Annotated in this window: 21 protein-coding genes; 12 read left to right on the forward strand and 9 right to left on the reverse strand. The window is 72.8% G+C overall.

Annotated features, from left to right (window positions below):
• Nucleotides 1–33: 33 nt before the first annotated feature.
• Together BLU82_RS29175 and BLU82_RS29180 are read right to left on the reverse strand one after the other, a co-directional pair.
• On the reverse strand, nt 34–393 hold the full coding sequence (locus BLU82_RS29175; protein WP_092624388.1) for a hypothetical protein: 360 nt from the start codon (nt 391–393) through the stop codon (nt 34–36).
• 48 nt (nt 394–441) lie between these two features.
• Complete coding sequence (locus BLU82_RS29180) at nt 442–1,020, reverse strand: YbjN domain-containing protein (RefSeq protein WP_092624389.1); 579 nt, start codon at nt 1,018–1,020, stop codon at nt 442–444.
• A 109-nt stretch (nt 1,021–1,129) separates the two neighbouring features.
• Here BLU82_RS29180 and BLU82_RS29185 point away from each other — a divergent pair, with 109 nt between their 5' ends.
• On the forward strand, nt 1,130–1,990 hold the full coding sequence (locus BLU82_RS29185) for a hypothetical protein (protein ID WP_092624390.1): 861 nt from the start codon (nt 1,130–1,132) through the stop codon (nt 1,988–1,990).
• 13 nt (nt 1,991–2,003) lie between these two features.
• Here BLU82_RS29185 and BLU82_RS29190 read toward each other — a convergent pair whose 3' ends face one another.
• From BLU82_RS29190 to BLU82_RS29220, 7 genes are all read right to left on the reverse strand, one after another.
• Nucleotides 2,004–2,813, reverse strand: coding sequence for a J domain-containing protein (locus BLU82_RS29190; RefSeq protein WP_092626457.1), 810 nt, complete (start codon nt 2,811–2,813; stop codon nt 2,004–2,006).
• Nucleotides 2,814–2,907: 94 nt separating this feature from the next.
• Complete coding sequence (locus BLU82_RS29195; RefSeq protein ID WP_092624391.1) at nt 2,908–5,235, reverse strand: hypothetical protein; 2,328 nt, start codon at nt 5,233–5,235, stop codon at nt 2,908–2,910.
• Nucleotides 5,232–7,040, reverse strand: a complete 1,809-nt coding sequence (locus BLU82_RS29200) for an ATP-binding protein (RefSeq protein ID WP_092624392.1) — start codon at nt 7,038–7,040, stop codon at nt 5,232–5,234. The genes BLU82_RS29195 and BLU82_RS29200 overlap by 4 nt, the downstream gene beginning before the upstream one ends.
• Nucleotides 7,041–7,840: 800 nt before the next feature.
• Complete coding sequence (locus tag BLU82_RS29205; RefSeq protein ID WP_092624393.1) at nt 7,841–8,575, reverse strand: hypothetical protein; 735 nt, start codon at nt 8,573–8,575, stop codon at nt 7,841–7,843.
• Nucleotides 8,576–8,617: 42 nt separating this feature from the next.
• Complete coding sequence (locus tag BLU82_RS29210; protein WP_069109353.1) at nt 8,618–8,941, reverse strand: hypothetical protein; 324 nt, start codon at nt 8,939–8,941, stop codon at nt 8,618–8,620.
• Nucleotides 8,942–8,987: 46 nt separating this feature from the next.
• Nucleotides 8,988–10,268, reverse strand: coding sequence for a conjugal transfer protein (locus tag BLU82_RS29215; RefSeq protein WP_092624394.1), 1,281 nt, complete (start codon nt 10,266–10,268; stop codon nt 8,988–8,990).
• Entirely contained in the window at nt 10,265–10,591 is a 327-nt protein-coding gene (locus tag BLU82_RS29220) for a hypothetical protein (RefSeq protein WP_092624395.1), read from the reverse strand. The genes BLU82_RS29215 and BLU82_RS29220 overlap by 4 nt, the downstream gene beginning before the upstream one ends.
• A 253-nt stretch (nt 10,592–10,844) precedes the next feature.
• Here BLU82_RS29220 and BLU82_RS29225 point away from each other — a divergent pair, with 253 nt between their 5' ends.
• The 11 genes from BLU82_RS29225 to BLU82_RS29275 all read left to right on the forward strand — a co-directional run bounded on the left by BLU82_RS29225 (nt 10,845) and on the right by BLU82_RS29275 (nt 19,571).
• Entirely contained in the window at nt 10,845–11,645 is an 801-nt protein-coding gene (locus BLU82_RS29225) for a hypothetical protein (RefSeq protein WP_092624396.1), read from the forward strand.
• An 899-nt stretch (nt 11,646–12,544) separates the two neighbouring features.
• Nucleotides 12,545–12,970, forward strand: coding sequence for a hypothetical protein (locus BLU82_RS29230; RefSeq protein WP_092624397.1), 426 nt, complete (start codon nt 12,545–12,547; stop codon nt 12,968–12,970).
• A 53-nt stretch (nt 12,971–13,023) separates the two neighbouring features.
• The gene (locus BLU82_RS29235) at nt 13,024–13,725 is read left to right on the forward strand and encodes an SAF domain-containing protein (RefSeq protein WP_092624398.1); all 702 of its coding nucleotides are present in this window, start codon (nt 13,024–13,026) and stop codon (nt 13,723–13,725) included.
• Complete coding sequence (locus tag BLU82_RS29240) at nt 13,725–14,534, forward strand: hypothetical protein (RefSeq protein ID WP_092624399.1); 810 nt, start codon at nt 13,725–13,727, stop codon at nt 14,532–14,534. Before BLU82_RS29235 ends, BLU82_RS29240 begins: the two co-directional genes overlap by 1 nt.
• Entirely contained in the window at nt 14,527–16,134 is a 1,608-nt protein-coding gene (locus tag BLU82_RS29245) for an ATPase, T2SS/T4P/T4SS family (protein WP_092624400.1), read from the forward strand. The genes BLU82_RS29240 and BLU82_RS29245 overlap by 8 nt, the downstream gene beginning before the upstream one ends.
• Entirely contained in the window at nt 16,131–17,039 is a 909-nt protein-coding gene (locus tag BLU82_RS29250; protein WP_092624401.1) for a type II secretion system F family protein, read from the forward strand. The genes BLU82_RS29245 and BLU82_RS29250 overlap by 4 nt, the downstream gene beginning before the upstream one ends.
• On the forward strand, nt 17,036–17,941 hold the full coding sequence (locus BLU82_RS29255) for a type II secretion system F family protein (protein WP_092624402.1): 906 nt from the start codon (nt 17,036–17,038) through the stop codon (nt 17,939–17,941). Before BLU82_RS29250 ends, BLU82_RS29255 begins: the two co-directional genes overlap by 4 nt.
• Before the next feature lie 124 nt (nt 17,942–18,065).
• Nucleotides 18,066–18,266 carry a hypothetical protein gene (locus tag BLU82_RS29260; RefSeq protein ID WP_157741330.1) on the forward strand — a complete coding sequence of 67 codons (201 nt, stop codon included), beginning with the start codon at nt 18,066–18,068 and terminating at the stop codon, nt 18,264–18,266.
• A gap of 3 nt (nt 18,267–18,269) precedes the next feature.
• Nucleotides 18,270–18,704, forward strand: coding sequence for a TadE/TadG family type IV pilus assembly protein (locus tag BLU82_RS29265; protein WP_092624404.1), 435 nt, complete (start codon nt 18,270–18,272; stop codon nt 18,702–18,704).
• 1 nt (nt 18,705) lies between these two features.
• Nucleotides 18,706–19,143 (forward strand): TadE family protein, encoded by a 438-nt coding sequence (locus tag BLU82_RS29270; RefSeq protein ID WP_092624405.1) that lies wholly within the window; start codon nt 18,706–18,708, stop codon nt 19,141–19,143.
• On the forward strand, nt 19,140–19,571 hold the full coding sequence (locus BLU82_RS29275) for a hypothetical protein (RefSeq protein WP_092624406.1): 432 nt from the start codon (nt 19,140–19,142) through the stop codon (nt 19,569–19,571). The genes BLU82_RS29270 and BLU82_RS29275 overlap by 4 nt, the downstream gene beginning before the upstream one ends.
• Nucleotides 19,572–19,577 lie beyond the last annotated feature (6 nt).

The following is a 19,577-nucleotide window of genomic DNA, read 5'->3' on the forward strand; positions in this document are numbered from 1 at the left end:
AGGGGTGGTTCTGTGACAGGTCGCGCGGACGGATCAGGCGCGCGGCCGCACGCGCCAGCCGTCGTCGACGGGGACGAGCTCGGCCGTGAGGTCGGTGGCGCGCGGGGATCCGGCCACCCGGCGGCTGCCGCGGCGGCAACGTGACGGCGCCCGGGCCGGTGCAGGCGCCGTCGCCCGCCCGGACCTCCGCCGTCCGCGGCCGCCCACCGGCGACCACGCACCGCACCACGACGTGCGCCGCCGCCAGCTCGGCAGCACGCAGGACACCGTCGAGGCGAGGACGAGGTCGAACCGGCTGCCGTCGAACTCGTCGGGAGACGTGACGGAGCCGGCCGGACCCGCGCCGATCTCGAGCACCCGCTGCCACGGCTGCAGGTCGGCCCACCGCGCCATGGTGCGGACGTGGAGGTCTGGGCCGAGGTGGGGCACAGTGCGACCGGCTCAGAGCTCGAGGGCGACGGCTTCGGGAAAAGTGAGCGCCGCTTCGTCGAACAGGGCGAGTGCACTGGCCAGGCCGGCGTTGACGGCGCGGTCGAGCTGCTCGTGGGTGACCACCGGGCCGAAGTCGACGGTCAGCTCGCCGTACAGGCCGACCGAGTCGTCGTCGAGCGACCGGACGAACGCCTTGGGCCACGCGCGTTCGGCGTTCCACTCGTTCGCGAACACCGCGGCCTGGGGGTAGAGCTCGGCCGGCAGCGCCCGCTCCCACTGGCCGTAGACCTGGAAGACCGGCGCCTCGCCGTCGTCGGCCAGCAGGAAGAAGTAGAAGTAGCCGTTCTCCCACACGCCGCCGACCGCGTCGTCGCCGTCGACGAAGTACTTCGCCTCGAGATCGTCGAGGACCGCCGTGACCGCGCTCAACGTCAGCGGGACCAGGTGCGCCGGCGCGCCGGCACGGGCGGGCACGACGGTGCCGCGAACGGCCGCCGGCGCCGACGCGCCCAGCGTCTGCTGCGGGCCGGGCATGGCCCTCAGACGGTCGAGCTGACTGCGCGGCCCGTGCCCGTTGGTGTCGTTCATGCCCGTGGTCCTCTCCGATCGCGGCTACCCACGTAGGTGCGTGAACGCGACCCGCTGTGACACCGGGTCGCTACAGTGAAGCCACTCACCACGCCCCGCCGAGGACGCGATGCCCGACGATCTCAGCCCCGCCGCCCGCGACCTCTCTCGCCGCGCACGCAGCGAGGTCGACCTCGACGCCGGCCCGTCCGCGTCCACGCTCGACGGCTCCTTCGACGGCTCGGCCGACCGCCCGTGGCACAGCTGGGAACGCATCCCGGCCGAGGTCAGCGTCGTGCTCCAGCACCACGGCTGCGTTCCCGGAGAGCCGTTCGCCGCGGGCGCCGCCGCGCCGCGCACCCGCCGCCGGGGCGACGACGTCTTCCAGCGGGCGAACGCCTGGGCCGTCGACCCGACCCGGCTCGTCCTCATCGAGGCGATCCGCGGGCTGGAGGCCCTCGACGGCAACCGCTTCCGGCCGAACACCCCCTGGCGCCTGGGCGTCAGCACGCACCCGTTCGTCGGCGAGGTCAGGCAGCGCTCCGGCACGGTGCCGGTGGACGACACCGCGGCCGGCGGCGGTGGTCCGGACGACGCGTCCGGCGGGCCGGAGATCATCGAGCTGCTGCCCGCGCCGGTGCGCCGCCAGCTCCTCACCACCGTCCCGGAGGCGGAGCTGGCCGAGGAATACCTCTACCAGGGCAGCCGCAAGGGCATCCCCCAGCTGCACGAGGCCGGGCTGCTCCGCGCCGCCGGCGACACGATGATCGCGCTGCGCGCCGTCCGCACCATCAAGGTGCCGCGCCGCATGACGGCGGACGAGGCCGAGGTGGCGCTCGCGGCGGCGCCCTGGCACGTCCAGACGCTGACGGCGCGGCTCGGCGCCGTCGAGCACACCGAGCTGACCAGCTTCGAACAGGACAACGCGCTGGCCGGTAACGAGCCGCCGCAGCTCTCCGGTGGCGACGCCGGCCGCCGCGCGCTCACCTGACGAGGTCGGTCGCTCAGGTCGCCTGGTCGAGGCGGAACCGGGCCGACTGCCACAGCGGCACCGCCGTCATCGCGGCCGCGTAGACGATCCAGACGACGGCCACGCCGGCGAACGCCAGCCGCTCCCAGGTCTCGGCCAACCCCCAGTACGCCAGCGGCCAGCCGAGGACCACCAGCACGAGCACGCAGACATGCAGCAGCGTCACGGGCAGCCACAACAGCCCGAGGAAGCCGAAGACCGCCGCAACGGCGTAGACGACGACCACGATCGTCAGCACCGCCCGGTGGTCGAGGAGGGAGCCGAGCACGTCGGCGCCCGCGGCCGTCGGCCTGACCCACCCCGGCAGCAGGAACAGCACGGCGGTCAGCAGGACGAACAGCGCGGCGGTGACCCAGCCACCCCAGCGGACGGCCGCCAGCCCTCGAGGTGTGCGCACCCAGCGCTCGCTCCAGGTCGGAGCGTGCTCGGCGTGGTCGCTCGCGGTCTCCGACGCCCGGCCGGCGCGGCCCGGTTCCGCCGTGCCGCCGGCCTCCCACCGGACCTCGTCACCCCACGACGGCTCCGGCGCGGGGGCGGTGTCGGGCCCCGGATCGCCCGGGCCCGGACGCCCCGGACGCGGACGCCCCGCGCCGGCGTCGTAGGCGGCCCGGGCCTGCGGGTCGGACAGCGTCCGGTAGGCGTCGGTGACCAGCCGGAACATACCCGCGGTGCCGCCGGCGTCGGGGTGGGCGCTGCGGACGGCGCGGTGGTAGGCGGCCTTGATCTCCGCCGCCGTCGCCGTGGGACGGACGTCGAGGATCTCGTAGTAGTCGACGTCGGTCATCGACACCACCCACCCCCAGCCTCCGTCGGGTCAGGGCGAGCGTAGGCAGGCACGATCATCGCGCGCAATCGGGTCACGGGATCGCCCGCGGCCGTCACGACCGGCCACGTCGCCGGCTCTCCCATTCCTGACGGGCGAAGTCGCGGCTGCGCTGCCGCTCGGCCGCCTCCGCCGCGGCCTGCGTGCGATGCCGTCGCTTGGTGAGCTCGGCCTGCGCCCGCGCCGACTGGTACCGGTCGTCGGCGCTGCGGTACGCCCGCTGGGCCTCCTCGGCCCGCATGCGCCGCTCGTAGTTGCGTTTGACCTGGCCGGCCCGGGCGTCCTCGGCGGCGTGGAAGGCGCGGTTGGACATCTCCGCGGTGCCGAACCGGCCGCCGGCCATGCGCGCCATGCCGTCGGCCATGCCGCTGCGGGTCTGGTGGGCCAGCGTCCGCAGGCCGTCGACCGGCAGGTGCCCGGCCCGCCCGGCCGCGGCGACCCGGCCCCGGTAGCTGTTGCGCAGGCCGGCCGTGCCGCGACCGGTCCAGGCGGCGAACTGCTCCATGCGGCCGCGCGAGCGCGTCGCCGTGCGGGACAGCTCGACACCGAGGCGGGTGCGGCGCGCGGCGGCGATGCCGGACTGGGCGACGCTGCGGCTGCTCTCGCCGAGCGCGATGGCGCCGCGCCTGGCCAGGCCCCCGGCACCGCGCGCCGCACCGCGGACCGCGGTGGACTTCGCCGCCACGGCGCCACCCTTGACGGCGAGCGAGCCGCCGCCGGTGGCCCAGGCGAGACCGGCGGTGCCGACCAGGCCACTGGTGCGGCGGATGACGCCCTGCAGGCGGCCCTGACCACCACCCGCCGGCCGCAGACCCACGTTGCGGGCGGCGTCGCCCACCGCGTTCAAGCCGTTCAGACGGCGCATGGCGCCGCCCGGGCCGCCGGCGGGCATGAGCGACGAGCCGCCGCCGAACCCACCGCCACCTCCGCCACCGCCGGAGTTGAACTTCGACGCCATGGCGGCGGCGACGCGGTCCTTGGTCTCGTGGACGGCGCCGCGGCCACGCCAGAAGAGGACGATGCCGGCGATCAGCAGCAGGTCGATGAGCAGGAACTTCCCGATCTCGGCCCAGCGGACGGAGCGGTCGTCGGGGTTGCCGGTGGGTGCTCGGCCCGCCGCCATGATGTCCGTGACGACGTGGAGGAACACGCCGAGGAAGACGATGCAGAACATCAGCATGAGAACGGTGGCGAACAGCTGGCCGATGTTGCGCCACAGCACGGATCTGGCGCCGCCGGGGAGGATCGCCAGCAACAGCGTGATCAGCAGCTTGATGCACTGGACGAGGGCCGAGAGGCCGGCGATGAACACGACGCCGGCGATGATGAGGATCAGCACGGCCAGGATGGTCACCGCGGGCTGAATGGCGAACTGCGCCATCCAGCTGTCCGGCCGGGCCATCTTGGCGAAGGTGTCGACCTCGTCGTTGAGGCAGCTGCCCACCACCTTCCAGACCTCGGGGTCGTAGTCGACGGGCTCGTCGCCGGTGCCGCCCCACCAGGTGCCGGGATCGGTCAGCTCGGAGCCGGTGTCGACGCCGTCGGCGGCGGACCCGCGTCCGGCGAGGTCGCGGTCCTCGAGGTGGCCGCGGAGGTCGTCCTTCGACGAGCTGTTGCCGGCATGGGACAGCGCGACGACGTAGGCCTCTTCGCAGTCGCCGTCGAGGATGTAGCCGAAGTTGACCAGCATGGCCGGGTGGTAGAGGAACGTGTTGAGGATGCTCTCGCCCGGGCTGACCCGCTGGTTCTCGGGATTCGTGAGGTCGTCGAGGTACTCGTCGTCGTTGACGATCTGGCCGACGAGGTACTGCGAGGTGTCGCGGGCGTCGTAGAGCAGGCCCTCCTGGCTGTCGTTGTCGCCGACCAGCCAGCTGATGGGGTTGATCGGCGCCAGGTTGTTGTCGGGATGCTGGCTGTCGTAGCTGATGGCCGCCACCGCGTAGTTCGCGATGATCAGCGACAACAGGAGTTGGACGAGGCCCTTGCCCCACATGCCTCTGGCCATCCAGAGCATGCAGATGAACGCCGTGATCGTCAGCATCGCGACGTACATGTTGAGGTTCGACAGCATGCCGGCGATGGAGTCCTGGAAGTCGCCGGCGATGCCGGTGAACCAGTCGAGCCACGTCATGCCGAGCACGAAGTCGGTGACCCACGCCAGCGCGATGACCTGGAACTGGTAGATCGCCCAGGTGATCGTCATGAGCACCTTGAAGATCAGGTGGAACGGGTCGGTGATGCCGCCGGCCAGCGACAGTTGCACGTGAAACGCCGACAGCTCGCAGTTGCCCGTCGGGTTGATGAACTGGTCGCCCAGGCCGTTGCCGCCGGGGACCTGGCAGGCCTCGGCGGCGATGCTGACGGCGCCGGCGACGACGCTCATGCGGGCCTCGAACCGACGGCGCGGCCGGCCTCCAGCTCGGGCGGTGCGTCGCCGGGCTCGAGCTCGCCGGCGTGGGACGCCCGTCCGCCCAGCGCACCGCCGGGACGGTGGCCGCCGATCAGCACCTCGGGCGGCGATGTCTTCATCGCCTCGAACCGCTCGGGGCGTGACGGCGGCATGACCTTGATGCGGGCGACGTTGCCCAGGGCGTCGCGCATGAGCGCCTCGCCGCGGCGCATCTCGGGGACGCCGTCGGGGCCGACCGGGCTGGTGTGCTCGGTGATCAGCGCGACCAGCGATTCGTCGTCGGGGTCGAGGTCGAGCCACTTGAGGCCGCGCTTGGCCAGCGTCTTGTCGCGGTGACGCATGAGGATGCGGGTGGGGATGAGGCCGCGCAGGGTGGCGTCGCCGAAGTCGCTCTCGGGGTCGTGGCTGCCCAGGGCGACCGCGGCCTGGTGCTTGCGGCCGTCGCGGACGAAGACGGTGATCTCGCGTTCGCCCTCGGGCGACGCGGTGACGTGGTGCGCTTCGTCGACGATGAACAGCGCCAGTTCGGAGCGGTCGCCGAAGCAGACCTGCCGGCCCATGCTGGCCATCAGCGCGTACATGGCCCGGCCGAAGATCTTCTCCAGCTTCAGCTGCTCGAACAGGTGCGCGTGCTGCAGTTCGTCGCGGTCGGGCAACTCCAGCGTGCGGGTCCAGAACACGATGGCGCGGTCGCTGAGCTCGACCGGCGGCAGCGAGGTGTCGAAGATGACCCGGCCGAACTCCTTGCGGGCGAACACGTTCATCAGCCGGCCCAGCTCGTAGGCGCCGTCGAGCGTGCAGCTCTCGAGCAGGTGCTTGGTGAGGTCGCCGAGGCCGCGGACTCCGTGGCGGGCGAGGTAGCCGACCTCCAGTACCTCGGACAGCAGGACGCCGCGCTCTGACGTCGGCGACACGTTGAGCAGCGGGGTGAGGAACGACTGCGCGACTCGCGACCCGGTGTGGCGGTCGAACACGCGGAGGGGGTCCATGCTCATGGTGGGGTCGACGACGGAGACGACGGTGGGCGTGGTGAGCGCGCGGGCCATCGTCACCCACTCGCCGGACTCCGTGCGGTCGAGCGCGATGAACCGGCCGCCGCGGTCGACGGTGTCGGCGGCGATCTTCTTCAGCGCGACGGACTTGCCGGCGCCCAGCTCACCGGCGATGGCCAGCGAGCCGGAGACGTCGAGCCTCGTGGTGGCGCCGGCGGGGTCGTGGTGGACGACGCCGGTCTGGCCGGTGGAGATGTTCAGGCCGAGCAGGCTGCCCTTGCTGTCGCCGACGTCGCAGGTGACCACCGGGACCGACGCGGAGAAGGAGTGCGACGTGGTGATCTGCCCGAACTCGCGGACCGACTTGGACAGCGGGGCGCCGGGCAGCATGGCCCACCAGAGGTCCTCCTGGTTGCCCAGCGGGTGAGTGAGCTTGAACCCGGAGGCGCCGTAGAACGCCTGCAGCTCCTTGGCCTGCTCCATGACCTGTTCGCCGGTGCGCCCGGCGACGCAGAAGATGACCGTGGCCTCGACCTCGACCTCGAGGTCGTCGGCGGACAGCAGCGCCTCGTACTCGGCGAGGTCGCGCGCGGACCGTTCGATGGCGTGCATGCCGGTGGCGAGCTGGCCCTCCTGCTGGAGGAACTGGTCGTTGAGGTTGGCGACGGCGCGCCGGTTGCGCGCGATGACCTCTTCGCGCGTGCGGGTGTGCAGCCGCACCGCCCAGTCGACGTCGAGGCCGGCGTCGTCGACGCGGCCGAGGTACTCGCCGCCGGGGAAGACCATGCCGTCGGCGGGGTGTCGGCCAGCGCCAGCAGCCCCTGGTACGAGACGGCATCGGGGTGGTCGGGCTGGGTGATCTTGACGAACTTGCGGCGCAGCGGGTTCCAGCTCTTGAGCTGACGGCGGTCGAGCTCGGACTGGCCGCCCTCGTCGATCAGCGCGTCGGGCCAGAGCACGCCGTGACGGGGCACGACGGCGGCCTCGTGGTCGGCCCGCGTCTCGGGGAGGTCCATGTCGGCGAACAGCCCGCGCTGCAGCGTGTGCTGGTAGAGCCAGACCAGCTGGGCGACGGTGGCCGGGCGCGGCCGGAACACGGCGGGGATGCCGAGTTCGACCTTGCGGGCCTGTTCCGTGCGCACCTTCAGCTCGGCCGGCGAGATGCCGTGCCGCGGCAGCGCCAGCTGATCGCGGAAGTCGTCGACGGCGGCCCGGAAGGACTCGTTGAGGTTGCCGAACCGGCCGCCGTTGCGCAGCGGGACGCTCAGCCAGAACGTCCGCTGGCCCAGCGCGAGGTCGTCGAGGGTGTCGAGGGTGGCCTCGCACTCGGCCGCCCACTCGGGGCAGTGCTCCAGCGGGATGCCGTTGATCATGCGCTCGACGATGGCCGCGGGGTCGAGCGCCGCGCAGGCGCCCACCAGCAGCGCCTCGCCCGGCAGCGCCCGCAGCAACGCCTGGTGCGCCGCCCGCACGCCGTGTTTGTCCTTGTCGGGACGGAAGCCGTACGGCAGCGCCTGCAGACGCCACGTCGCCCACACCGTGCCGCCCCCGACCAGAGCAGATGGCCGGCCATGGCCCGCGCCGGACTACGCATCGTCCTCACCCCACGAATCGCTGACCTCGCCGCTCCCCTGCCGGACGGCGGTGCGCTGCTGGCCCCGCTGACGTGGCGCCGGACGGCGTCCGCTCGCGGGTTGGTCGTGCTGGTCGGCCGGGAGCAGGGCCAGCAGCGCCTGCACCCCGCTCAGTGGCGCGCCCGGTTGCGCCGGTTCCGCCGCGGCGAGCGGATGGTCGAGCGGCTCGGGCGCCGGTTCGGGCGTGCGGTCGAGGCGCCGCCGCAACCCGTCGGGCAGCTCGCGACCGGCGGCGACGGCGACGCCGGGCTCGAGACCGCTCCACGGGTCGGTGCCGGGCAGCGGGCCGAGGTACACGTTCGTGCGGCTGCGGACCCGCCGCGGCCGCCGGAAGCGCACCTGCTTGCCCTGGTACCTCCCCGACGCGGGAGCGTTCAGCACGCGGTACAGGCCGAGCAGCGCGTACAGCGGGTTGCGGCCGTTCATCGGCAACCTGCCGATGAGGAAGACCGCGCCGAACGCCGCGCCGAACAGCACGGCGATGTTGCCGAAGACCCCGAACACACCCCAGGTGTCGATGGTCAGCCCGCCGATGACGATGATGAGGATGGCCGCGATCAGCTGCTGGACGGTGTACGGCCCGCCGGGGATCTTCGTGCCGTCGGGCATGCGCCCGAGCAGCTGCGGGAACTTGCGCGCCCGCGTGTAGTACTTGACGGTCTCGAGTTCCTCGGGGTCGTCGGCCATCGATCGTCACCTCCTCTCGCGGCTGGCCGGGGGCGGGGGCGACTACGTCAGGTCGACCTGCTGCGACACCGGCGCCGACCCGGGGAGGTCTTCGCCGACGGTGTCGCGCAGCGCGGTGACGTTGTAGACGATCCAGATGAAGACGCCGGCGGCGAGCGCGGACACGATGATCGTGCCGATGGCGAACTTCGAGTTCACGGCCTTGTAGACCACGAACAGGATGGCCACGGTGATGGCCACCACGCGAAGCACCGTCTGCAGGCTCGAGGCGGTGTCGGTGGTCCAGTCGAGTAGTCCGGCCTGGATGGTGATGGACGAGGTGGCGAGGTCGGGTGCCGTCGCCGTGAGTCCGGTGATGAGGCTCATGGCTCCTTCTCCTTGTGTGCGGGCTGAGGTGCGTGGACGTGGTCGGCTAGGGCGACTCGGTGGTCGACCCGGTGGCTGGTGGGTCTGATTCGGCCTCCCTCGTCGGAGTTGGGCCCTGGGACGAGGTCGCGCTCGTCCCAGGAGTCGGGGTGGTGACCGGCGCCGGCTCGGGCAGCGGGACCGGCTCGGCAAGCGCGGGCGACGTGCGCAGCCGGGCCACCTCCCACCGGCCCTCGCGCGCACGGAGCACCAGTGAGTACTGGGCGCCGAGCTGCTCGCCGTTGGAGCCGCTCAGCGTGACGTTGGCCTGGACCTCGGTGGTCTCGCCGTCGGACGGCTCTTCGCTCGGCGCCTCGCCGCCGGCGGCGACGATGGTGTCGACCTGGACGCCGGCGTACGGCACCGGGTTCAGCGCGCGGAACGACGTGCCCGGGCTGCTGTAGGCCTCGAGCGAGGCTTGGTCGCCGCTGACGAGCATGGCGTTGAGGAAGTTGGCGACGCGGGCGTACGCGGGGTGGTCGGCCGCGAGCCCGTGGTCGTAGGCGGAGGCCAGCTGCTCGAACTCGTCGGGCGCCGGGACCGGTGCGGGCAGCGCCTGCGCGATCATCTCGCCGTCGACGTAGAGGACGGGCACCTGGAAGTAGAGGCGGCCGGAGGTGATGCGCTCGACGGGTTCGGCGTCGGGGTCGTCCTCGGCGGGGGTGTCGGCCGGGGTCTCGGCAGGCTCGGCCGGCGCGTCGGCTGCCGCGTCGGCCGCGGGCTCGGCGTCGGCCGGCGGCTTGCCCTCGGCGGCGTCGACGCCCACCGTGACCGCCCAGAGCCCGGTGTCGTCCTTGACGATCTCGGCGACGGCCGAGCCCGACGTCGTCCACGGGATGTCGGGCCGGCTCTGCCCGAGGTCGCCGAAGTAGGGGCGCAGGTCGTCGGACCGCTCGCCCGGCGTCTCGAGCCAGGCGACGACGGCGCGCTCGGCGAACTCGCTGACGGCGGCGGCCTCGCCGATGCGGTCGACGGAGCCGTCCTGGCTCACGACCGGCCGGCTCTCGGGCATGAGCACCTGCAGCGCCAGCGCCAGCGGGCCGGCGACGAGCGCGACCCACAGCAGGCCGACGACGACGCGGGTGGCGAGCTGGGAGCCGCCGGTCCACGTGTGCTGCTCGGACCGCGGGCCGCCGGTGTCGGCGTCGTGGGAGTCGGCGGTGCGGCCGTCTGCGGCCGGGGTGCCGGCGTTGGCGCCGCGCGTACCCGCCCCGCGCCCGCGGGCCTTGCGCCCGCCGGCGTCGGCGTCGTCGTCCTTCGGTGGACCGAAGCCCCAGTTGATCTTCATGGCGCCGGTTCCTCGTGAGTGGCGTCGTGCCGGTGCGGGCTCGAGGACGGCGGAGCCACCTCACCGTCCGAGCCCGCACCGGAGCCTGTGCCGACCACGCCCGGCTCCCACGGCTCGGAGATCTCCGTGACGTGCACCAGCCGCTCGAGCGCCTCCTGCGCGCGGTCGGCGTTGGCGCCCACGGCGTCGTGCAGCCGCTTGGCCGCGTCGCGATCGAAGGGGTCGGCGATGAGGTGAGCGAGCTCGCGGTCGATGGCCCGTCGCGCCGCCAGAACCGTGGCCGCGTCCATGAGGGACTGCCGGTTGCTGAAGCGCTGTGTCATCTCGGGCTCCTCGGTCGGCGGGTCGGTTGTCTGCGTAGGTGCCGGGGGGTGGCGTCCTGTGACGGGGTGATCGGGGCGGGTTGCGGCGGCGGATCGGGCATTTGGATCATCACGGTCATCGGGCAAGCCGCTGACCTGCGCACTCCCCGACCGGGCAAGCGAAATTCCGCCCTCTCGACCCTTCCGGGCAAGACCCAGGGCAAGCCCCTCCGACCACGGTTGAAGCGTCGATCCACCCCGGAGGAGACACCCGATGCCGACACCCGTCACCACCGCCCCCGACGTCACCCGCAGCGGCGCCCGCCGTCGTGCCGACGCGAGTCTCGTGGGCCGGTTGAACACCGAATGGAGCGGGCTGTGCGCCGACCCGCGCACCGAGTCCGCGGTCGCCCAATGGGCCCGCCGGCACCCCGAGCTGTCCGGCTGCCTCGCCCTCGAGGACGTCGAACTCGCCGTCGCCGCGGCCGGCGCCGAGCAGGCCGACCGCATCCTGCTCGCGCTGCTGCGCCTCGCCCGGGCCGGCGACTCACTGGCCGGGCGGACCGTCCTGCAGCTCATGCTCGGCAAGGCGGTCCGCATCGCCATGACGCGGTCCGGCCGCGACACGAAGCCGGCGCTCGAGCACACCGCGGTCGCCGCCCTGTGGACGACCATCGCGACGTACCCGATCGAGCGGCGGCCGGTGAAGGTGGCGGCGAACCTCGCCATGGAGACGCTGCGCGCCGTCACCGGTGAGCTGACCCATCAGCTGAGCGAGACCCCCACCAGTCCCGACGTCCTGGCCGCCGACCTCATGCCGCTGCCGCCGTCCGAGCGGACCACCGCCGACCACGAACTGCTCGATCTCCTCACGTGGGCGGTCGACGACGGCACCATCACGGCGGCCGATGCCACGCTGATCCTCGACATCTACACGCCGGCCCCCGGCACCGAGGGCGGCGCAGCGGCGGCCGAACGGCACGGGCTCAGCTGGGCGGCCGCGCGGCAACGGGCCAGCCGCGCCATCCGCAAGGTGGCGCGCGCCCTCCGCGCCGACGTCCCCGCGGCGGCGTGACCGGCCCCCGGCGACGTAGGCGGCGCGGCAGGGCCTGCACCCGGCGACGACGGTTCCCGATGGACGCCGGCCGGGTGGTGCCCTGGCGCACGTGCCGCGTCCCCCGGCGGCCGCGGCCTCCCGGCGGTGCCGGCGGCGCGTGCAGTGGTGGCGGGCCGCGCGCTTCCGGCGGCCTCGCCGATGCCGCCGGCCCGGACGGATCGGACGACGCACGCGACCCGCGCGCTACCGGCGACCAGGGCGAGGCAGGCGGCTCTGACGATGCCGGCGGCCGACAGGATGACTCGGCCGGTGCGGACGGCGAGCGGCCCGGGCGCTACCGGCGACCAGGGCGCTACCGGCAGCTCTGACGATGCCGGCGGCGGCCCGGGCTGTTCCGCCGGGACGGCGTGCGTGGCTCGGACGGCCGAGACGGAAGCGCGGCAGCTGGGGCGACGGGTCCGCCGGCGGCAGCTGACGGGCCGGATCCGATGGGGCCGGGCGGGTCGTTGCCGTCTGCGGCCGTGAATCGGTGACAGCCACGGCAAGGCGATCGAGGTGCCCTCCAGCGCTCGCATCGTGGGACAACCCGCCGGTGCGGTCTAGACCTATGACCTGCACCCCTGCATCATCCGGGCACACCCTTCACGTCCGTCACTCAGGACGCGGGATGATCATGGAAGTAGGCCGTTCGGGTTGCGCCCGCACTGGTCAGTGGTGAAGATCGTCTGAACGGCCGAGCCGGCAGGGAGGCTCGCGTCGCCCCGGACGGAGCCCATACATGGGTCATACAGCCACCAGACGGTCGCCAAGACTTAACAATTCGCGCCCTATGCAGTTGTGGGCTCAGTCACATACCCTCATGCCACGAGGCCGTCCATGCAGGGCACGGCCTCGCAGGTGTCTCGAGGAGGCCGGCGTTGACCGAGAGCACTCCGACCACTGAATTCCTGCGGCAGGGCACGGAACCGGTGGTCGGTGCCGACAGCGCGCCCGTCATCAAACCGAGCGTCGTGCACGTGCCGTCGTCGCTGGTGTCGTTGGTGGCGGCGGAACGCCAGAGGTCGGGCCGGTCGAACGGGCAGATCCTCATCGATGCGATCGAAGCCGGCCACGGTCACCTGGTCAAACTCCACAACGAGTCCAACAGCATAGGAGGCCGACTCTTCACCGCCCGCACGGCGAAGCCCCAGCTTCCCGTGGCCCAGCCCCTCTCGCCGCTCAACATCCGGCTCTACGAACAGGACTACGAGGTCCTGGACCGGTTGGTCACCGAGCTCGGCGCCGGTTCCCGCAGCCGGCTGGCGACCCTGGCCCTCACCTTCTACCTGGACAGCCCGACGTAACGCAGCACCGCAGCACGAACAACACCTTCCCCGGACAAAGCAGGACGGCAACGATGAGTTCGCCCCCCACCCATCAGCCGGCACCCGATCACCTCGACGACGAGTTCGACATCGCCGAGGCCAAGCTGGAACCGGCCGTCGCCGCGCCGCCGAAGCAGCGCCGCCGGCCGGCGTTGATCGGGCTCGGCGTAGCCCTGGTCGCCCTCGGCGGCCTGGGCGCGGCCTGGCTGGCCACCAGCATGAGTGACACCGTCGACGTCCTCGCGGTGCGCGCCGACGTCGCACGCGGCGAGCAGATCACCGAGGACGACCTCACGACGGCGAGCATCAACGCCGACCCCGCGCTCGACCCGATCCGCGCCGAGCGCAGCAGCGAGGTCGTGGGCCAGTACGCGTCCGTCGACCTCCCGGCCGGCACGCTCGTCACCGCGAACTCCTTCAGCGGCGCCATCCAGCCGGCCGAGGGCGAGTCGATGGTCGGCGTCGCGGTCACGCCGGCGCAGCTGCCGAGCGAGCCGCTGCGCCCCGGCGACACCGTCCGCATCGTCGACACCCCGAACCCGCAGGACAACCCGCCCGGCTCGACCCCCGACTCCATCGAGGCGACGGTCGTGTCGACCACGACGGACGACGAGACCGGCCAGCGCATGGTCAACGTCGTCCTGCCCGAGGTGCGCGCCCCTGACCTCGCCGCCCGCGTCGCGACCGGGCGCATCGTCGTCGTCCTGGGGTCGCGCGCGACGGGAGGTGAGTGATGGCGGTCGTCGCTCTCACCTCGGCACGAGGCGCACCCGGCGTCACGACCACGGCACTGGCGATGGCCATGCTGTGGCCGCGGCCGGTCGTGCTGGTCGAGGCCGACGTCGCCGGCAGCAGCAGCATCCTCGCGGGGTACCTCCGCGGCACCGTCCCACCCGACCGCGGGCTGGTCAGCCTGGCCGTCGCGCACCGCCGTGGCGTGCTGGACGAGAAGTTCTACGACCAGACGGTCGCGCTCATCGAGAACCGCGTCCGGCTCGTCCCCGGGCTGGTCAACGCCCAGCAGGCGGCCAGCATGGACAAGCTGTGGTCGCCGCTGAGCATCGTGCTGGCCAACCTCGAACGCACCGGCACCGACGTCATCATCGACGCCGGGCGGCTGGGCATGCGACACGGCCCGATGCCGCTGCTGCGCTCCGCCGACGCCGTGCTGCTGGTCACGCGCACCACGCTGCCCGCCGTCAGCTCGGCCCGGGCCCGGGTCAACGTGCTGCGCGAGGACCTCGTCGAGCTGGGTCAGGGCGACGACACCCTGGCCATGCTGCTCATCGGCGAGGGCCAGCCGTACCGCGCCCGCGAGATCCACTCCGCCCTCGGCGTCCCGGTGCTGGCCTCCATCGCCTGGGACCAAGCCGCGTCCGACTCCCTCAGCGTCGGCGCCGCGTACGGACGGCGCTTCGCGGCGGCCCCGCTGTTCCGCAGCACGCGGGTCGTCATCGGCGCCGTGCACGAACTGGTCGACCGCCATCGCACCCGGCTGGCCCCGGCCGCGGAGTCCCTGATGGAGGAGCACACCTATGGCTGACCCCACGAACGCCGCGGCGAGCCTGGAGAACCTGCCGCTGTTCGCGGAGCCTGACAACGGCAACGGCAACGGCAACGGCGACGAGTGGGGCGACACCCATCACTCGCTCAGCGGCCCGGGACAGACCGACCTGCGCCGGTCGCTGCAGGCCCGGCTCGCGTCCGCCTCGGCGCAGCGCGGCCGCGGCGGGCTGCCGAGCGGCGCCCATGCCCGTCGCGCCGACGACGACCTCACGGCGCTCGAACGCAGCGGCGGCATCCTGCGCCCGACCAGTCGCGGCGGCGAGGTCGACTGGGGCCTGGTCCGCGCCTACCGCGAGCAGGCCGCCGACCAGCTGGCGCACGCGCTGCGCAGTCGCGAGGGCCTCGACGACGCCGGACGGCGCGAGCTGGGCCGCAGCATCGTCGTCGAGCTGCTCGCCGACCACGCCGAGCGGGCGCTCACCAAGGGCTTGCCGATCATCACGCCGGACGAGCAGATCCAGCTGGCCGAGGCCATCATGGCTGCGCTGTTCGGGCTCGGCCGGCTGCAGCCGCTGGTCGACGACCCCGGCATCGAGAACATCGAGATCAACGGGCACGACAACGTGCACCTGATCTACGACGACGGCCGCATCGTCGACGGCCCGCCGGTGGCCGACAGCGATGAGGAACTGATCGAGACGCTGTCGTTCCTGGCCACCCGCACGGGCACCAACGAGCGGCCGTTCTCGCCGTCGAACCCGCGGCTGCACCTGCGGCTGCGCGACGGCTCGCGGCTGGCGGCCACCGCGTGGATCACGCCGCGACCGGTCGCCGTCATCCGCAAGCACCGCCTCACCGACATCGGCATCAAGGAGCTCGTCGACCTCGACATGCTCAGCCCGGCCGCGGCGGCGTTCCTCGCGACGGCCGTCCGGGCCCGCAAGAGCCTGGTCGTCTCCGGAGCGCAGGGCGCCGGGAAGACCACGCTGGTCAGGGCTCTGACGAACGAGCTGGACCCGATGGAGCGCATCGGCACCATCGAGACCGAGTACGAGCTGCACCTGCACGACATGCCCGAACGGCACAAGCGCATCGTGGCGTGGGAGGCGCGGCCGGGCAGCGGCGAGCGCGGGCCCGACGGCCGCGCCGTCGGCGAGATCACCCTCGACGACCTCGTCTTCGACTCGCTGCGGATGAACCTCTCGCGTCTCATCGTCGGCGAGGTGCGCGGCCGCGAGGTGCTGCCGATGTTCAAGGCCATGCAGTCCGGCGCCGGCTCGCTGTCGACGACACACGCCCACTCCGCGCGGGCGGCCATCGAGCGCCTGGTCACCTGCGCCATGGAGGCCGGCCAGCACGTCACCGAATCGTTCGCGTACCGGCAGATCGCCGAGCACATCGACCTCATCGTCCAGATCGAGCTGGTCGACAACAGCCACTCCGGCGGCAAGCGGTCGCGCTACATCAGCGAGATCATCGCCATCGAGCCCGGCGAGCACGGCCTGCCCGCCGTCACCGACGTCTTCCAGCCCGGCCCCGACGGCCGCGCCGTGCCCGGCACGCCGCCGATCTGGCTGGGCGACCTCGAACGGGTCGGCTTCAACCCGCGGCTGCTCGACCACGGCGGTGTGCCATGACGGCGTTCGCCGCGGCGTTCGCGGCCATCCTGGTGCTCGGCGGCATCCTCGTGATCGTGCTCGGGCTGATCCCGCAGCCGCCGCAGGCCCGCCCGGCCACGGCCGGTCAGCGGCTCAAGGCACGGTTCGTCAGTATGACCGGCGGCCGCAACGCGGCGGCCCGGCAGCTGCGCATCCTGCTCGGCATCGGCCTCGCCGGCGGCATGGTGGGCTGGCTGCTCACCGGCTGGCTGATCCTCGTGGTGCTGGTGCCGGCCGCGCTGATCGGCCTGCCCGCGCTGCTCGCCCCGCCGGCCACGGCCACCCCGGTCGCGAAGCTCGAGGCGATGGAGGAGTGGACGCGGTCGCTGGCCGGCGTTCTCACCGTCGGCGTCGGCCTGGAGCAGGCCATCACGGCCACCATGAAGTCGACCCCCGACGCGCTGCGGCCGGAGGTGACGACGCTGGTCGCGCGGCTGCGCGCCCGCTGGCCCACGGTGGCGGCGCTGCGAGCGTTCGCCGACGACCTCGACGACGCCACCGGCGACCTCATCGCGTCGTCGCTGATCCTCGGTGCGACGCGACGCGGCGCCGGCCTCGCGGCGGTGCTGGAAGGGCTAGCGGCGACGGTGGCCCAGGACGTCCAGGTGCGCCGCAAGATCGAGGCCGACCGGTCGAAACCGCGCACGACCGCCCGCATGGTCACCATCATCACGCTGGTCGTGCTGGCCTTCATGACGTTCAACAGCTCCTACATCGAGCCGTACGGCTCGGCCATCGGCCAGATCGTGCTGATCGTCCTGCTCAGCTGCTACGTCCTGTGCCTGCTGTGGATGCGGCAGATCACCCGGCCCCGGCCGCTGCCGCGGATCATGGGCTGGGATCTGCGCTCGTCCACCGGACCGACCCGGGCGGAGGCGCGATGATCTGGGAGCTGGGCATCCTCGCCGGCGCGCTGGCCGGGCTCGGGCTGGCGCTGGTCGTCCGCGAGCTGGTGCCGGCCCAGCCGCACCTGCGCGCGACGCTCGGCCGTCTGCACGACACCGGCACCGAGACGACGCGCGCGCTGGAGCCGCAGGCCACCCAGTCCGGCTCGCTGTTCCAGGACCGCCTCGGCCGGTTCCTCGAACAGCGGCTGCCGACGCTGGTCGGGTTCCGGCTGCCGCGCCAGGAACTGGACCTGCTGCGCATCCCCGCCTACCGCTACTACGGCGAGAAGGCGCTGTGGGCGCTGCTCGGCCTGGCGTTCCCGGCCATCCTGACGTTGACGCTGGCCATCACCGGCGTCTCGCTGCCGTTCACGGTGCCGGCCTTCGTCGGCCTGATCCTCGCCGTCGTCATGTGGTTCCTGCCCGACATCGAGACCCGGCAGAAGGCCAACAACGCCCGCGAGGAGTTCACCCGCGCGCTCGGCGCCTACATCGACCTCGTCGCGCTGGAACGGGCCGGCGGCGCCGGCTCCACCCAAGCGCTCGAGAACGCCGCCGAGGTGGGCGACTCCTGGGTGTTCCAGCGCCTGCGCGAAGAGCTGGCCCGGGCCCGGTGGTCCGGCACGACGCCCTGGGAGGGCCTGCACACGCTCTCGATCCAGCTCGGGCTCAGCGACCTCGACGACCTCGCCGACATCATGCGGCTGTCCGGCGAAGAGGGCGCCACGGTCTACGAGAGCCTGCGCGCCCGCGCCAGCGGACTGCGCGACGCCATGCTGTCGGCCGAGCACGCCCGCGCCAATGCCGACAGCGAACGAATGGTCATGCCCGTCGCACTTCTGGGCGTGGTTTTCATGGCTCTACTCGCGGCTCCGACGGTGATGCGTATGCTCGAATGACCCTTTGTCCGTAATTTCCTCAGTCAGGAATTCCCCGGTCCTGACACGTCACAGAAGTCTCCCCGGACATGCCTACAGCTGTGACGGGTCGGGAACAGCCCGCACCCCCGAGAGGAACACGACAATGCTGCAACTCCAGGCATGGATGACGGTCCTGTCCGCCGAGCTGCGCGACCGCTACTCCGAGTTGACCGGCCGCCGCCGCGAGCAGGGCGCCACGACGCTCGAGTACGTCGTCATCGCCGCCGCGGTCTTCGTCGCCGCCGTCGCCCTGGTGGGCATCATCATCGGCGTCATCAACCGCGAACAAGCGAAGATCCAGTAGGCCATGAGCCGCCGGCCACGTGACGGGCAGCGGCGTCGCACTCGGCGCCGCCTCCCCGGACGTCCCGAACGAGGCGCGGCGACGCTGGAGCTCGTAGTCCTGTTCCCGGTCGTCCTGCTGATCACCTTCGGCGTCATCGAGGGTGCGTTGTGGTACCACGCCCGCAACGTCGCGCTCGCCGCCGCCGAGGAAGGCGTACGGGCGGCCACCGGCAACGGCGGGTCGCTCGCGTCCGGCGTCGCCGAGGCGCGCTCGTTCGCCCAGGAGGCGGGCGCCGACGGCGTCCTGAGCAGCGTCACCGTCAGCGGCGACGGTGGCGACGTCGAGGTCACCATCACCGTCGAGGGCTCGTCGCAGAGCCTGTTCCCCGGCTGGTCCGGGCACCAGGTCTCGCAGTCGGCCAGCGGCCCGGTCGAGCGCTTCACCGGGCCGGGCTGACATGTCCGCGCAGGCAGCACGCAGGGAGCGCGGCTCCGCCACCGTCGAGCTGGCGGTGGTCGGGCCCGGCCTGCTGATGATCATCGCGCTGCTGGTGCTGGGCGGCCGGGTCACCATCGCGGGTGGCTCGGTCGAGCACGCCGCCGCCGAGGCCGCACGCACCGCGTCCATCGCCCGCACCGAGACCGACGCGCTGGTGCAGGGCCGCAACGCCGCCGAGGCGTCGCTGCAGCGGCAGGACCTCCGCTGTGTCGGCGGGCCGTCGGTCCAGATCGACACCAGCCAGTTCAGCCGCCCGCCGGGCGAGCCGGCCACGGTGTCGGCCACCGTCACCTGCCGCGTCCAGCTGTCCGATCTCGCCATCCCCGGCCTGCCCGGCTCGCGGGAGATCACCGAGACGGTCGAGAGCCCGCTCGACACCTACAGGATGCGCCGATGACGGCCCGGGCGCCGCGCTCCGGCGGCGAACAGGGCGCGGTCGCGATCTTCGCGGTCGTCATCGTCATGGCGTTGTTCCTGGCCATCGGGCTGGTCGTCGACGGCGGCGGGAAGATCCGGGCCATGCAGCGGGCCAACGCCATGGCCGCCGAGGCCGCCCGCACGGCGGCACAGGCGGTCATCATCGACGGCAACGGCGCGGGCCACCCGACCATCGACTTCGCCCGGGCCTGCACCGCGGCCACCACCTACGTCACGGCGGCGGGCGGTCAGGCCACCGACTGCCGCCGCGTCAACGACACGACGGTGCAGGTCGACACCGCCATCACCTACGACAACGTCTTCCTGTCGCTGATCGGGCCCCCGACGTCCCAAGCCACAGGCAGCGCGCAGGCCCGCCTCGCGCGTGGCGTCGGTACGGAACAGTGAGGAGTA

The sequence above is a fragment of the Jiangella sp. DSM 45060 genome, assembly GCF_900105175.1.
Classification (GTDB): Bacteria; Actinomycetota; Actinomycetes; order Jiangellales; family Jiangellaceae; genus Jiangella.

Coding starts and splice junctions, on each gene's coding strand:
- BLU82_RS29190 (WP_092626457.1), bottom strand. CDS start 2,813: ATGACCGACGTCGACTACTACGAGATCCTCGACGTCCGTCCCACGGCG.
- BLU82_RS29265 (WP_092624404.1), top strand. CDS start 18,270: ATGAGCCGCCGGCCACGTGACGGGCAGCGGCGTCGCACTCGGCGCCGC.
- BLU82_RS29275 (WP_092624406.1), top strand. CDS start 19,140: ATGACGGCCCGGGCGCCGCGCTCCGGCGGCGAACAGGGCGCGGTCGCG.
- BLU82_RS29270 (WP_092624405.1), top strand. CDS start 18,706: ATGTCCGCGCAGGCAGCACGCAGGGAGCGCGGCTCCGCCACCGTCGAG.
- BLU82_RS29195 (WP_092624391.1), bottom strand. CDS start 5,235: ATGAGCGTCGTCGCCGGCGCCGTCAGCATCGCCGCCGAGGCCTGCCAG.
- BLU82_RS29175 (WP_092624388.1), bottom strand. CDS start 393: ATGGCGCGGTGGGCCGACCTGCAGCCGTGGCAGCGGGTGCTCGAGATC.
- BLU82_RS29200 (WP_092624392.1), bottom strand. CDS start 7,040: ATGGTCTTCCCCGGCGGCGAGTACCTCGGCCGCGTCGACGACGCCGGC.
- BLU82_RS29235 (WP_092624398.1), top strand. CDS start 13,024: ATGAGTTCGCCCCCCACCCATCAGCCGGCACCCGATCACCTCGACGAC.
- BLU82_RS29255 (WP_092624402.1), top strand. CDS start 17,036: ATGATCTGGGAGCTGGGCATCCTCGCCGGCGCGCTGGCCGGGCTCGGG.
- BLU82_RS29250 (WP_092624401.1), top strand. CDS start 16,131: ATGACGGCGTTCGCCGCGGCGTTCGCGGCCATCCTGGTGCTCGGCGGC.
- BLU82_RS29205 (WP_092624393.1), bottom strand. CDS start 8,575: ATGGCCGACGACCCCGAGGAACTCGAGACCGTCAAGTACTACACGCGG.
- BLU82_RS29180 (WP_092624389.1), bottom strand. CDS start 1,020: ATGAACGACACCAACGGGCACGGGCCGCGCAGTCAGCTCGACCGTCTG.
- BLU82_RS29245 (WP_092624400.1), top strand. CDS start 14,527: ATGGCTGACCCCACGAACGCCGCGGCGAGCCTGGAGAACCTGCCGCTG.
- BLU82_RS29215 (WP_092624394.1), bottom strand. CDS start 10,268: ATGAAGATCAACTGGGGCTTCGGTCCACCGAAGGACGACGACGCCGAC.
- BLU82_RS29185 (WP_092624390.1), top strand. CDS start 1,130: ATGCCCGACGATCTCAGCCCCGCCGCCCGCGACCTCTCTCGCCGCGCA.
- BLU82_RS29240 (WP_092624399.1), top strand. CDS start 13,725: ATGGCGGTCGTCGCTCTCACCTCGGCACGAGGCGCACCCGGCGTCACG.
- BLU82_RS29220 (WP_092624395.1), bottom strand. CDS start 10,591: ATGACACAGCGCTTCAGCAACCGGCAGTCCCTCATGGACGCGGCCACG.
- BLU82_RS29260 (WP_157741330.1), top strand. CDS start 18,066: ATGCTGCAACTCCAGGCATGGATGACGGTCCTGTCCGCCGAGCTGCGC.
- BLU82_RS29210 (WP_069109353.1), bottom strand. CDS start 8,941: ATGAGCCTCATCACCGGACTCACGGCGACGGCACCCGACCTCGCCACC.
- BLU82_RS29225 (WP_092624396.1), top strand. CDS start 10,845: ATGCCGACACCCGTCACCACCGCCCCCGACGTCACCCGCAGCGGCGCC.